General features: G+C 40.0%; 11 protein-coding genes and 1 riboswitch. Of the genes, 5 read left to right on the top strand and 6 right to left on the bottom strand.

The window, feature by feature from the left end:
* The first annotated feature begins 211 nt into the window (after positions 1-211).
* Complete coding sequence (locus BLW54_RS11995; protein WP_074734927.1) at positions 212-1,546, top strand: short-chain fatty acid transporter; 1,335 nt, start codon at positions 212-214, stop codon at positions 1,544-1,546.
* Between the two features lie 120 nt (positions 1,547-1,666).
* Here BLW54_RS11995 and BLW54_RS11990 read toward each other — a convergent pair whose 3' ends face one another.
* Positions 1,667-2,455: an ion transporter gene (locus tag BLW54_RS11990; protein ID WP_074734924.1), complete on the bottom strand. Its 789-nt coding sequence runs from the start codon at positions 2,453-2,455 to the stop codon at positions 1,667-1,669.
* Positions 2,456-2,581: 126 nt separating this feature from the next.
* Complete coding sequence (locus BLW54_RS11985; RefSeq protein WP_074734921.1) at positions 2,582-3,940, bottom strand: hypothetical protein; 1,359 nt, start codon at positions 3,938-3,940, stop codon at positions 2,582-2,584.
* A gap of 377 nt (positions 3,941-4,317) precedes the next feature.
* On the opposite strand from BLW54_RS11985, the gene BLW54_RS11980 reads away from it, so the two are divergent.
* Both BLW54_RS11980 and BLW54_RS11975 read left to right on the top strand, forming a co-directional pair.
* Positions 4,318-5,061 carry a CAP domain-containing protein gene (locus tag BLW54_RS11980; protein ID WP_035508807.1) on the top strand — a complete coding sequence of 248 codons (744 nt, stop codon included), beginning with the start codon at positions 4,318-4,320 and terminating at the stop codon, positions 5,059-5,061.
* 169 nt (positions 5,062-5,230) lie between these two features.
* Complete coding sequence (locus BLW54_RS11975; RefSeq protein WP_035508420.1) at positions 5,231-5,494, top strand: hypothetical protein; 264 nt, start codon at positions 5,231-5,233, stop codon at positions 5,492-5,494.
* 161 nt (positions 5,495-5,655) lie between these two features.
* On the opposite strand, the gene BLW54_RS11970 is transcribed toward BLW54_RS11975, so the two are convergent.
* A complete protein-coding gene (locus tag BLW54_RS11970; protein ID WP_035508418.1) occupies positions 5,656-6,027 on the bottom strand; it encodes a YbaN family protein in 372 nt (123 codons plus the stop codon).
* 348 nt (positions 6,028-6,375) lie between these two features.
* A riboswitch (purine riboswitch) is annotated at positions 6,376-6,477 on the top strand.
* A gap of 127 nt (positions 6,478-6,604) precedes the next feature.
* Between BLW54_RS11970 and BLW54_RS11965 the strand changes: the two genes are divergently transcribed.
* Positions 6,605-7,795, top strand: a complete 1,191-nt coding sequence (locus BLW54_RS11965; protein WP_074734918.1) for a NupC/NupG family nucleoside CNT transporter — start codon at positions 6,605-6,607, stop codon at positions 7,793-7,795.
* 115 nt (positions 7,796-7,910) lie between these two features.
* Here the strand turns inward: BLW54_RS11965 and BLW54_RS11960 are convergent, their stop codons facing one another.
* Positions 7,911-8,705, bottom strand: a complete 795-nt coding sequence (locus BLW54_RS11960) for a SurA N-terminal domain-containing protein (RefSeq protein ID WP_244153511.1) — start codon at positions 8,703-8,705, stop codon at positions 7,911-7,913.
* A 272-nt stretch (positions 8,706-8,977) separates the two neighbouring features.
* Complete coding sequence (locus tag BLW54_RS11955; RefSeq protein WP_074734915.1) at positions 8,978-10,003, bottom strand: MerR family transcriptional regulator; 1,026 nt, start codon at positions 10,001-10,003, stop codon at positions 8,978-8,980.
* Positions 10,004-10,245: 242 nt separating this feature from the next.
* On the opposite strand from BLW54_RS11955, the gene BLW54_RS11950 reads away from it, so the two are divergent.
* Positions 10,246-10,509 carry a hypothetical protein gene (locus tag BLW54_RS11950; protein ID WP_035508412.1) on the top strand — a complete coding sequence of 88 codons (264 nt, stop codon included), beginning with the start codon at positions 10,246-10,248 and terminating at the stop codon, positions 10,507-10,509.
* A gap of 250 nt (positions 10,510-10,759) precedes the next feature.
* Here the strand turns inward: BLW54_RS11950 and BLW54_RS11945 are convergent, their stop codons facing one another.
* Positions 10,760-13,189: an EAL domain-containing protein gene (locus BLW54_RS11945; protein ID WP_083391530.1), complete on the bottom strand. Its 2,430-nt coding sequence runs from the start codon at positions 13,187-13,189 to the stop codon at positions 10,760-10,762.
* Between the last annotated feature and the right edge of the window lie 70 nt (positions 13,190-13,259).

Genomic DNA, 13,259 nt, shown 5'->3' with positions numbered 1-13,259 from the left:
TTAACTAGAAATGATTTTAAGAGCTTCTAATTGTTCACAAATATATTGATTCTCCTTACCCACCTTTCAGGGTGCATGAAAGTATATAATTATTTCTAACACTTGATAAGAATATTCCCTCAGGTACCTCCTCATTTTCTCTTGAATTTTCATTCGATTTGAAGGAAACTTATAATTGTTGAAAGCGATTACATAATTGGGAGGTCGTTTTATGCTTCGAGGTGTTACTCACTTCTTTGATCGTATGGTTCAAAGGTTTTTGCCGGATGCCTTTTTATTTGCCATTCTTTTAACTTTCGTCGTATTTGGATTGGGGATTGCCATTACAGACAGTTCACCAGGACAAATGGTTCAATTTTGGGGAGATGGCTTTTGGGACCTTCTCGCATTTGCTATGCAAATGTCCCTTATTGTGGTTACGGGATACATATTAGCCAATACCCCGCTTGTTAAATCCGTTTTATCTAAATTAAGTAAGCTGGCCAGGACCCCAGCACAGGCAATCTTATTAGTCACATTTGTTGCCGGTCTTGCATGTTTAGTTAACTATGGTTTTGGATTAGTTGTTGGCGCTTTATTAGCCATTCATGTAGCCCGACGTGTGCCAAACGTGGACTATCGTTTATTAATGGCCAGCGCCTACAGTGGGTTTCTTCTTTGGCACGGGGGTTTGTCTGCCTCTATACCGTTGACTATCGCTACCGAAGACCACTTCCTGGCAGATTCTATTGGTGCAATCGCCATCACAGAAACATTATTCAGTGAAATGAATATATTCATCATCGTGACCTTACTCCTCTCTCTTCCCCTGCTTAACTTATGGTTGCTGAAATCCAACGGTGACTTAAGTAAAGACAATCGTGATTTTTTAAAGGAAGAAAATACGGCTGAACAGCACATGGCAGCAACGACTTCTGATATGACCCCAGCCGAAAGACTTGAAAACAGCAGAATAATATCCCTACTCATCGGGCTTCTCGGATTACTCTTCATCCTTTATCACTTTATGAGAAGTGGATTTGAGCTGAACATCAATATTGTAAATTTCATTTTCTTATTCCTCGGAATCCTCTTCCATCAAACACCAAGAAGGTTTTTGAACAGTATCCATGATGCTGTTCAAAACGCGGGAGGAATAATTATTCAATTCCCTTTCTATGCAGGCATAATGGGAATGATGGTGGCTTCAGGGTTATCTGAACAAATGTCCAATTGGTTTGTCAGTATATCTACAGAGTTTACCTTTCCATTGTTCGCGTTCATCAGTGCAGGGATTGTCAACTTCTTCGTCCCTTCTGGTGGAGGCCAGTGGGCTGTACAAGCCCCTATTATGGTTCCCGCGGCTTTGGACCTTGGTGTAAGTACAGCGAAAACAGCCATGGCTGTAGCCTGGGGGGATGCATGGACCAACATGATTCAGCCTTTTTGGGCATTACCGCTTTTGGCTATAGCTGGCCTGAAAGTAAAAGACATTATGGGATTCTGTGTCATCATCTTATTTTGGAGTTTTATACCGATTTCCATCGGTCTTTTATTCTTACATTGACATTACTCCAATGCGCTGAGGGGAGGAAACATCCTGAGGAAATTAAAAGTGATCTAATGATCTTGGCAATAAAGGAAGAGAGCCCCATCCAAATTTGGATAGAGCTCTCTTCGACTTCAATCATCCTGTCTTATTTTTGTTATGATGGTTTTGCTCTCGTATCATTTGCTTCAGCTCATCCATATTCCTCATGAGCTTCTGCATATCTTCACTCTCTTCCTTTGCATGCTCAGAAAGCTGTTGAGCATTATTCACAATTTCCCCAACGATTAAATTCAAAATGATAAACGTAGAGACGATAATGAATGATACAAAATACAACCATGACCATGCCATTTCAGCAAAAACAGGTCTAAAAACACCACTCGCCCAACTTTCCAATGTAAAGACCTGGAATAATGTCAATGCACTCAGTCCCACATCCCCAAAGTATTCAGGTGCAACCTCACCAAAAAAACTGGTTCCAATTATGGCATAAACATAAAAGATAATCCCCATCAGAACCGTTACAGAACCAATGGCCGGTATAGCTAAGAAAAGCGCGCTTGTGAGTCTTTTCAATGAGGGTACGATGGAAATAGTCCTCAAGACACGCAATACTCTAAGAATCCGCAATACTCCTACTAAGTGGGTATTGTATAAAACTAAACTTCCAAAAACAATGATAAAATCAAATACATTCCATCCATCTTTGAAGAAGTCCTTCCGATACAAAATCAACTTTAGTATAATCTCGATCGTAAATATAGACAAAATCAAAATATCCAAGAAGACAAATGTTGATTCATAGCTTTGATAAACTGTTTCGTTTGTGGCCATTCCAATTAGAACAGCGTTGACTAAAATCACAGACAGAATAACACGCGAAAACCATTTATGTTCAATAAAATTTCGCAGACCGATCTTCATTTCCCCACTTTCCCTAATTGGCCACAGCCTTATACGAACGTACTGCGACTATAAAGTTTTTCTCACTCGTCTTTTATAAAGGATATCCATGAAATAGTCAATTGAATCACCCAACATCTCTTAATTCTAAGCCCATTTTTGAACATCTGCGCACAATTGCTGATATATCTTGGCCTCATGAACCATTTGTTTGGCTCCATAAATTTTCGCAATCCACCGCAGCGGTTCAGGATCGTTGGGTTTAAGCTCCATTTCCATTTGAAAACAATCCAGCGCCTGATCCAATTGGTGCAGTTCATAATAGGAAATGCCGAGTTCTTGAATCGAATCAAAGTCTTCTTGAATCTCTCCCATTCGTTTAACCTTCCTAACAATCGGCAAAGTTTGAGGAAATTCATTCAGATGAGCAATCGCCTGTTCAAGATCAGTAGATGACATAAGAGAAATCACATACTTTTCAAAGAGAGTGTCTATTCGACCGGTTCTTTCCTCCACAAGTATCTTCATGAGAGGAGCCAAACGTGTGGTTGGACTTATGTCTGATAGAGAAGCCTCAAGTAAATCTTCCATTTGATTTAGTTTATCCTCATTTAATATACCCTTGTGATTGACAATCAAGGGAATCAGAGAAACCACTTCTTTTTGATTTACATAAGAGTGGAAAAGGTCTTCGATAAGAGGAGGGAAGGCTGGAATGAGTTCGTAAAGGTGTTCCAGCATCACAATTTGCTGTTCAGAGGGAAAATAGTGCTCAATCAACTGTGTGTAATGGATGTAGTTTTCTTGAGTAGGGTGCTCAACCAAATCAGCCATGACAATAGAAACAGCTTCTAAATACCGGCCTTCTTCTTCAAAAAGCGCGCGAAGCTCAATCATAGAGGAACACTCTTCTTTGAAAAAAGGATCTCGTTCCAATAGTTTTGCGGATTTATCTAAGTACATCGATTCGAGTTTCTTAAAAGAAAGATCGTTTCCTACTTCTCTCACAAAACTATTCTTCGGCGCAAAGTCCTGCAATACCCTGACGATTTGATAAGCGCCAGACATGTTCCCTTCCCTGCGATACTGATAGAAAAGAGATTTTATGTCTTTAAACAGTTGTTTTTTGGGAATAAATGATTCGAATACAGTGAGGATCTTCGCTTGTTCTTGACGGGAATAACGATTCTTCTCCATTTGTTGCTTCAGCTGAGGGTAGCTGATTTTACGAAGTGACGGTGTGGTATGACTTTTAATCAAAGCCTGAAGGAACGGATGAGCGGCTCCATAATGGCTTCCTTCTTTAAGAATTCGACCAAGATAACAATCAATCTTCACGCGGCTCGTTTTCACTGCCGTTAAGTATTGCTGCTTATAGAAAAAGAGCGTAAAACAGGTGGTTTCATCATGAGCTTCCATGACCTGCATTTGTTCAAAGAAGACAACACGGTCCGCCTTCAAATTAAGCTTCCCCTGTTTAGGTGTTTCCAAGAATATTGTATCCATCTCTCTACCTCCCTCTTTTCTTCACTATACCATAAACCTTTTCCTTGAGGAAAAACCAGGTATGGATTTTCCATACTTTTTAAAGAGACCATCCCTTGTAAAAGTCTTGTCATATTCGTAAAAAACGGACCTTCCTGATAAGTCTGTCAACCCCTTTTATCTAGTAAAAAGTTTATGAGGATCTAAGATTTACCATTCCCTTTTTTTTAATCATTTAGATAAAAATACAGTGACACCAAAGAATATAAGTTTTTCATTTTGAATCCAAGATGAATCTATTACTCTTTGGAAATCTTCTCCTCTTATGTTACAAAAGTTGGATGATACGATGAAGTCGTTCCAAAAAACACAAGTTTCAAGGAGGAATTTTTAGCATGATGAAAAAATCTCTTATTGTATCAGGAGCTCTTGCCCTATCATTACTAGTTTCACCTGCCACTTCACTGGCGTCTTCTGGAGACGTGCAATACACGTATAAAATAGACACCCAAAATATCCAGCAAACAGGTGAAAACAGCTTCCAATATAAATTAAGTCAAGAAGAGCTGCAATCCATTCTAGATCGTTACCAAAAACAGTGGAATGACCAGCAGCAAGATAAACCGGCTAAAGAAACACAACAACAGGAGTCTGCTCAAGAACAACCTGACAAACAAACAGAAGCAGAACCTGCACCAGAACAAGAACAACCAACGGAAGAAGTAGAACAAGAAGAAAATAATCAGCAAGAAGCATCTTCCGAAGTTTCTGCATTCGAAAAGCAAGTAGTAGAATTGACAAACCAAGAACGTGAAAAACAGGGGCTGGAGCCTCTTAAACTAGATACAGAGCTTAGTGGTGTAGCTAAAGATAAATCACTAGATATGCAGAAGAATGACTATTTCTCTCACAACAGCCCAACACATGGTTCTCCATTTGATATGATGAAGTCTTATGGAATCGACTACCGTACAGCTGGTGAGAACATTGCAATGGGACAAACGTCTCCTGAGCAAGTGGTCGAAGGCTGGATGAATAGTGAAGGTCACCGTAAAAACATCATGAATCCTGACTTCACTCATATTGGAGTGGGACATGCAGAAGACGGAAACTACTGGACACAAATGTTCATCGGTAAATAATAGAATAAATCTAACACTGCAGCCACCGGGTTCTCCGGTGGCTTTTTATAGTTTGTTAGCCCGAATTACTTTTTTTCTTTTTTATATGTTCAAAGCCTATTGCAATTAGTCTGAATATTCCATAAAATCAATCATAATTTAACTATATCAAATAAAAGGAAGTGTTCTTTTGAATACAAAAACGGTGAGTCACCTCTACAATGTCTGCCCCCTTTGTCACGGAACCGGAAATTATAAAGAGTATGACAGCAGTAAAGCAAACATGCTAATGGACCATTATCAACGTATGAACCATGCTGATGACACTCATGCCTGGAAACTGGCTGTTGAAGAAACGAGTTATCAAAAAGAATGTGGACGCTGCCACGGTAATGGTCATGTACTCAATGACGAAGGCAAGCAGATGTTTCATGCTTTACAACAATTTGCTTAAAAAACTGAGAAGGGAAAATATGCTGAACGAAGTTAAGCAAAGCATTATAGGGATAAAAAACATTAAATAAAAAAGCTGATCTCTCCTTTGCAGAGGACCAGCTTTTTTATTTTGGATTTTCACTTTTGGACAAAATCCCCTTCTTACATTCTTACTTTAGCCTACCGTATTGTATTTAATCTCAAAATAAACCAAGTGAAGTAAGTGGCGATGATGATCATGAGAACTTTTACATAAAACAAGGGAACTACAAAAATAATGGAAGATAGGATCGAGACCCATAGGAGACTTATCCCCACCCATTTAGCCCTAAGGGGAATTCCACGCTGCTCACGGTATTCACGAATATACTTTCCAAAATACTTGTTTGTCAGCAGCCAATCATACATCCGATCTGAGCTTCGAAAAAAACAAGCCGCTGCTAACAAGAGTAAAGGCGTCGTAGGAATCAAGGGAAGTGCAATCCCTACTACCCCAACCGCGAATGAAATCCACCCGATTACAATTAAAAGTATTTTCTTAAATGTTTTCATACAACCTCCAACTGCTTTAAAAACGGGGACATGCCATCCCCCTTCTATTTTACCAAACCCTCTGAAAGTTCTATAGCCCCATTGTTTTCACATAAATTTTAGCATTTCCCCTTTTAACCTCGTCGGTAAAGGGGACGAGGTTAAAAGGGGAACAAATAATTTTAATTCATGTGTAAGGAACGTCTCATCTCATTTACGGGGGAGACGTTTTTTTATTCTCCATAAACCTAAAACCGTTCATGAGGCCTTTTCATCCATACCTTTTATTTTCCTCCTGAATTTTTTGTATATTAAAACATTCGTCAAGTGCCTTGCCATGCCAAATAGTGTCTGCTAGAATTTCTATCATTCTATTCTATACGGATTCCTTATATAAATGTGGAAATAAGGTCCACAAGTCTCTACCTGGCTACCGTAAATGGCCGGACTATAAGGAAAGTTAGCTGATGAGGGATTGCTGAACCCTCTCTGCCTCTTTCCTTTTCCCATTAAGGAAAGAGGTTTTTTTATTAGCTGAGATGTCCGACATCCTACCTCTATTAAAGGAATCCGTATTATTATTCCAAGGAGGAACATCATGAGTTTTCTTACAGGACTTATTTCATTACTTGTGATCATCGCGCTAGCCTGGCTGCTAAGCAGTAATAGAAAGATGGTAAAGTGGCACACAATCATTATTGGACTAGTACTTGAAGGTGTTTTTGTGTATACGATGTTAAACGTATCATTAGGGCAGGTCATATTGAAAAAAGCGGCTCTATTTATTCAAAGCATTATCGATTATAGTTCAGCAGGGATAGAATTTGTATTCGGCCCGCTGTTCGCGGAAACAGAGATCGATTTTCTTTTTGCCATTAATGTATTGGGAGCCTTAATTTTTATATCGTCATTAATTTCCGCACTCTATTATCTTCGGGTCCTCCCATTTATCGTAAAGTTCTTAGGCACCATTGTTGGGAAGTTATTAAAGACATCCAAAGTCGAATCCTTCAGCGCTGTAGGTAATACCTTTCTCGGAGTAGCTGAAGCCCCTTTGCTCGTTAAACCTTACTTGGCTAAAATGACTCGTTCTGAAACCTTTGCCATCATGGTAGGAGGCACCGCATCTGCAAGTGGTGCTATCCTGGTCGGATACGTAGAAATGGGCATTGATTTAAATTATCTATTAATCTCCATTTTCAGCGTACCTTTAGTTTCTCTTGTCATAGCTAAGCTCCTTGAACCAGAAGCAGAAGAGTCGGAATTGGATGGAAATGTACAAATGGCCAGTTCAGAACAAACCAATGTCTTTGAAGCCATTTCCGATGGAGCTGTGAACGGTGTTAAATTGGCCATGAATATTGGTGGTCTTCTCATTGCTTTTATGAGTATGATTGCCTTGGTCAATGGCCTCCTTGGTATTGTTCATACTGATCTATCGACGGTTTTTGGCTACCTATTTTATCCTTTTGCGATTCTCATTGGAATCCCGTTATCAGATGCATTTCAGGCAGCTTCTTTGATCGGTACTAAACTAGCCTCCAATGAATTTCTCGCCTATGGAAACATGCAGGAGATGATGGATCAATTCTCCCCTAAAACAATCGCTGTGATGTCTGTGGCCCTATGTAATTTCGCAAACCTCTCCTCCATTGGTCAGTTAATTGTCGGTCTTGGGTCTCTAGCTCCAAACAAGCAATCCCAAGTCGCCAAACTCGGACTCAAAGCCATCATCGGAGGGACACTCGCAAGCTTTATCACAGCCATATTCGTATCCATGTTTATTTAATTTCCATTATTTGTATGACCTGGTCCCCCAGTATTTGTATTTGGATATTCTATCATCACAAAAGAACCCCCGGACCCTTTTTAGGGTCCGGGGGTTCTTTTGTATCATTTGTTTTTTACAGGTTTACTGTAACATCTGCGTCTTCACGAAGGTTGTCCACGATTTTTTGAGTCGCTTCCCCTTCTTTTTGACGCGTCAATTGTTGTTCAATTGTCGGTTTAGCTTCTTCATAAGATGGAACTTCCTGCTTAGAATCCATTTGTTCCTGTTGTTCTTTCATTTTATCATAAGCTTCTTTCATTTCTTTTTCAGATGGCTGAACATCTCCAGCTTCTTCTGAAATAAGCTTGTCAATTTTAATTTGAGACTGAATTTGTGATTTTACTTCTTTTTCACTCATCCCTTGCTCTTCCAAAGCCTTAAGGAACTCGTCTGCTGATTCTACTTGCTGTTGTTTAGCAAGTTCTTCTAGTTTATTATTGACTTCCTCGTCTGATGCAGAAAATTCACGTTTGTCCGCTTCTTGCATCAATAACTCTTGACCGACTAAACTATCAGCTACTTGTTTTTTCAACTGATCTTGGTCCAATTCCTGCCCTGTCATTTGTGACTGCATAGCAGCCTGTTGGAACTGACCTTTATAAGTGGATTCAAATTCTTTCTTTTTGATTTCTTCTCCATTTACTTCAGCAACCACATCTGGAATACCTTCAAGATCCGGTTCAGGAGTTTTCTGCTTTTCCCCAGACTCTTGACTCGCTTCTTCACTTTGGCCCGCTTCTTTTTCTTCCTTGGCCCCTTCATCTTCACCACATGCGGCAAGTAGAGCCACAAAAGCTACTAACATTAAGCTTAATAACCACTTTTTATTCACTGTCATTTCTCCTTTATTCACCGTTGTGTTAGCCATTGTAACACGGAACCCCTATCTGTAAACACATAAGGAATGGCTTCATAAGTGACAACTCCATAAAGTAATCCCTCCGACCCTTGTCGTGGCAAGTGTTCAGCCAAATTTATGGTGTTTTTTATACAAATGTGGAAAATTTGTGGAAAGTACTCACCTTCCTTATTTTAAAATATTATAGATCTTCTTTGTCCCCCGCCATGAAAAAGTTATTCGGTAGCCTGAATCTTCATTAGAGATTTTTTCTTCAACGAACAAAGTTGTCCTTCTACAACCTATTTACGGGCAAATAATAGATGGAGAATCGAATTCAATTGATTCACCTGCACTTTATACCCCTTGTTCTCCAACCATTTCATAATACGTGACTGATCCGCATAATATTCATCCTCTATAGCATCGATCGCTTCCGTATTTCCTGTTTTACACAAATGATCGATCAGCTGTTGTTTGTCTGTTTTATTTTTAAACATTAAATCCGCTATAGCTATGCGACCTCCACCAGATAAAATTCGATCCATTTCAGCAAGTGCCAACTCTTTTTCATCATCTGGTAAATGATGAAGAGCATAGCTGGACACTATGAAATCCGCTTCATGATCTTTTAAAGGTAAAGAAAGAAAATGTCCATGGCGCGTATCTGCACGGGGGAATTTCTTTTTACACATTTTCAACATTTCTTTAGATTGATCAATGGCTATGATAGGAATATCCTCCTCTATGAATAGCCCGGTCAGATTTCCTGTCCCCGTTCCAATATCGACCCCTTGTTCATTTGACGTTGCATCCACCCATTCTTTTATCATCTGCAGCGCATCCCAATAATTTTCATGGACATTAAAACGATAACCCGTTGTTTTTATATTTTGATCGTAAACCAATGCCTGATCATCAAAATTCCAGCGATCCTGCCAATTTGCGCGTTTTTTCTTTAAACGCTTTAACTTTCCGGCTAGTTCTATCATAGACTCTTCCCTCGCGTCCTTTTCATTGCCTTCTATCATTTTGTCCAAAGCTGTAATCATATCTCTTATTTGCAGCATTTCTTTATAAAGGGCCGAACGTTGTCTATGTAAGAAGTCTGAAACGCCTCCCTCTTGTTCCAATGCTGTTTTTATTTCCGCCGTTGACATCCCCACCTCTCTCAAGGCCAAAACGGCCTGTAGTGTCTTTACATCCGCTTCCTTATATAAGCGGTAACCATTCCCCGCCTTCCCAGGAAAAACAAGGCCTTTTTCTTCATAAAAACGAATGGTGCGCGGGGTTGTGTTCAATTTTAGAGCTACTTCTGTTATTTTCAATAGGTCCCCCTCCTTTTTAATTTCCACTGTAAAGGATAACGTTACGGAAAGGTAAAGAGTGTCTTAATATCCTTTTGCATTTAGAAAAACGACTAATAAACAAGTAAGAGCGTTCATAAGCTGTTAGGGAATAAAAGAGAGTGTCATAATTTTCGGATAGTAGTTGAAAATAGCAGTGAGCTTTTATAGTATAATGGTAACAAATAGTTTCATAGCTTTGATTTCCTTAGAGGAGTGAGCAAATGTTAAAAGAATCTGACTTTCCAACAAAAGAATTAAGAGAGCAATGGATAAAAGTACGGAATAAGAAACTGGAGGAAATGGCCCAGTTTATCCAGAGATACTTCCACCTCACTAAAGTTAGGGAAAACTCAGGCAGCTACGAAGTCCAAGGTTATTTTTATCAACCCGGATTCGGTGAAGTTCGAATGGCATTCGAATTCAGTTATGAGAACGTTGCCAAATTCACAGATTTATTTGATGAACCAATCGAAAATAAAAGCTAGGAACAAAAGCATAAGCGCCTTGCTTCCCCCCAAAAGTCTAATCCAAGATCACCCTGATGTTTTTTGGCCACTATATGTATGGACTTAAGATCCGGAAGAAAAAGGAACTGAAGCTGAATGCTCCCACTTCATAAGGGACCTATCATGAAGTTCTAAAACTTCCAAACAAAAGAAAAGACCCTTTACAAGGCCTCAGGCTGGCGAGCACAAGTCTCGACAGCCTTTCTTTATGTTCACTTCTTATTGCATTTTACCAATCTATCCCCTTCTCCAATAGCTTCCCTGCTTCTCCCTTTTTCAATGGAGCACTAAACACATACCCTTGATATTCTGTACAACCATGAATGCGCAAATAGTTTAATTGAGATTCTGTCTCGACTCCCTCTGCAATTACGTTCATTTCCAACTTGGCGGCAAGCCGAATTAAAGTATCCACGACAGCTCGATCTTTCTCACTTTGGTGTATAGCGTCAATAAAAGATTTATCTACTTTAATTGTATCTAAAGGAAAATCTTTCAAATAGCTAAGGGAAGAGTATCCCGTCCCGAAATCATCGAGAGCGAGTTGGACTCCCATGCCTTTCAAGTGTTGCATAACAGGAATGGCTTCCTTTGAATCTTGGACAATCGTTTCTGTAAGCTCCAGCTCCAAATGTTCAGGACGTATATTTGTTTCTTTGAGGACATGAGATACTGTAGCCGTGATCGAGGGGTCTCGAAATTGTATGGCGGATAAATTGACCCCGATTCGATCAAGATTATAACCGGCGGCAAGCCACCTGCTGAATTGGTGGCAAGCTTCCAATAAAACTTTTTCGCCGAGAGGTACAATCAACTTTGTGTCTTCAGCCATGGGAATAAATTCATCTGGACGTATAAAACCAAGCTCTGGATGGTTCCATCGTGCCAGCGCCTCAAAACCAGTTATCCGCTCAGAAAACGTATCTACTTGTGGCTGGTAATAGACTTCAATTTCATCTCGTTCTAAAGCTTTTCTCAACCCATTTTCCAGCTGAAGTTTTCTTGATAAACTTTCATCTATTTCTTTGGTGTAAAAACAACACTGATTGCCGCCCCTCTGCTTGGCTTGGTACATGGATGTATCCGCACGTTTAATCAATAAGTCAGGGGTTGAACCATCTTCCGGATACAAACAGATACCGATTGATCCAGAGATATAAATCTCTCTTCCATCAATCACAAAGGGGGCTGCGATTTTTTCGAGTATGGATTGAGCGATCTGCTTTACTTCCAACGCCCCTCTTTCAGGTAAAACCATGATAAATTCATCCCCGCTCTGCCTCGCTAATAGGTCTTTTTCAGTCAAACACGATTTAGTGCGTTCCGCTCCTTCGTAAAGCAATAAATCCCCGATTCGATGGCCATATACATCATTCACCTGTTTGAACCTATCCAAATCAAGAAACATAACGGCAATCGGAGCATCTACTCTCTCTATAGACTCGGCTAATTGATCATAAAGGGCTCGTCGGTTCGGCAGCTGGGTGAGATCATCCTGATAGACGAGATCCCTGATCCGTTGTTCACTTTCGACACGCTCTGTAATGTCACGAATGATGCCAGTAAAATAAGTGCGTCCTCCATCTTCAACGGTTGATAACGACAACTCGATCGGAAAGGTGGATCCATTCTTATGTAAACCTTCCAACTCCAGGGTTCTCCCGATAGCTCGGGAAATTCGGGTTTGATTGTATCTTTTTATTCCTAGTTCATGAGCTTTTCGGTATTTTTCAGGCATCACGTTCAATAATGAAATTCCTACCATTTCTTCTTCCTTAAAACCAAAAATGTTCTCAGCCGCTTTGTTCCATGACATGACCATCCCTTTATCATCTGAGGTCACTACGGCATCATTAGCAGTTTCAACGATAGCCCTATACATCTGATTGGCCACCTCAAGACGAGTATTGGTGGTCTCCATCTCTGCATCCAGCTTGATTAGCGCCATAATGAAAACCACTATCAAAATAACACCTACAGCTATCACCCATCCTAAAGAACCAGGATCGATGGCCGGACCTTCTGCCGACAGTCCATCTCCTTTCAAATAAAAGGAAGCAGATGCCATCCCCGTATAATGCATCCCTGATACAGCTACGCCCATAAAGACAGCGCTCAGCCTTACTTTAACTTCTTCTTTCCTGTTATCAATGACTTGCTTCTGTGAATGCAGAGAAAAAAGACGCAAGCTGGCAAAAGAGACAACTAAGGCAATTCCTATCGACACTCCTACCAAACGAGAATCGTACTTGATGTAAGCATCCATCTCCATGGCATCCATCCCAATATAATGCATGGAGATAATACTAACAGCAATTAATACAGCCCCTGCGAAACGCCAAACGGCCTTATGAACCCCTTTACTTATAAGAAAAAAAGCAACAAAACTGGAAACAAGGACAGCTACCATGCTTAATAGAACAGCAGGGATCTCATACATGACCAAGATGCCCATATCGTAGGCAAGCATAGCTATAAAATGCATCGACCAAATACCGCCACCGAAAATCACGCTGCCAAGAATCAGCCATTTATAACAGCTGCTATCTTTCGCATGCATCATTCGTTTAACAATTTGCAGCGCTGTATAGGAAGAGAGAATGGGCACAATTATGGATAAAAATACTAACCATCCATTATAAACACCAATAACTTCCATCACCTCTCACCCCTTTCCTTTTTTTAACAATTGATTCTTCCCCTATTATAAACAAGCGTTATCAATCGAT

Origin of the sequence: Halobacillus karajensis, from assembly GCF_900108515.1 — a bacterium.
In the GTDB taxonomy this organism is placed as follows: domain Bacteria; phylum Bacillota; class Bacilli; order Bacillales; family Halobacillaceae; genus Halobacillus; species Halobacillus karajensis.
The sequence above is the reverse complement of the archived record's forward strand: the minus strand, read 5'-3'. Positions and strand labels throughout refer to the sequence as shown.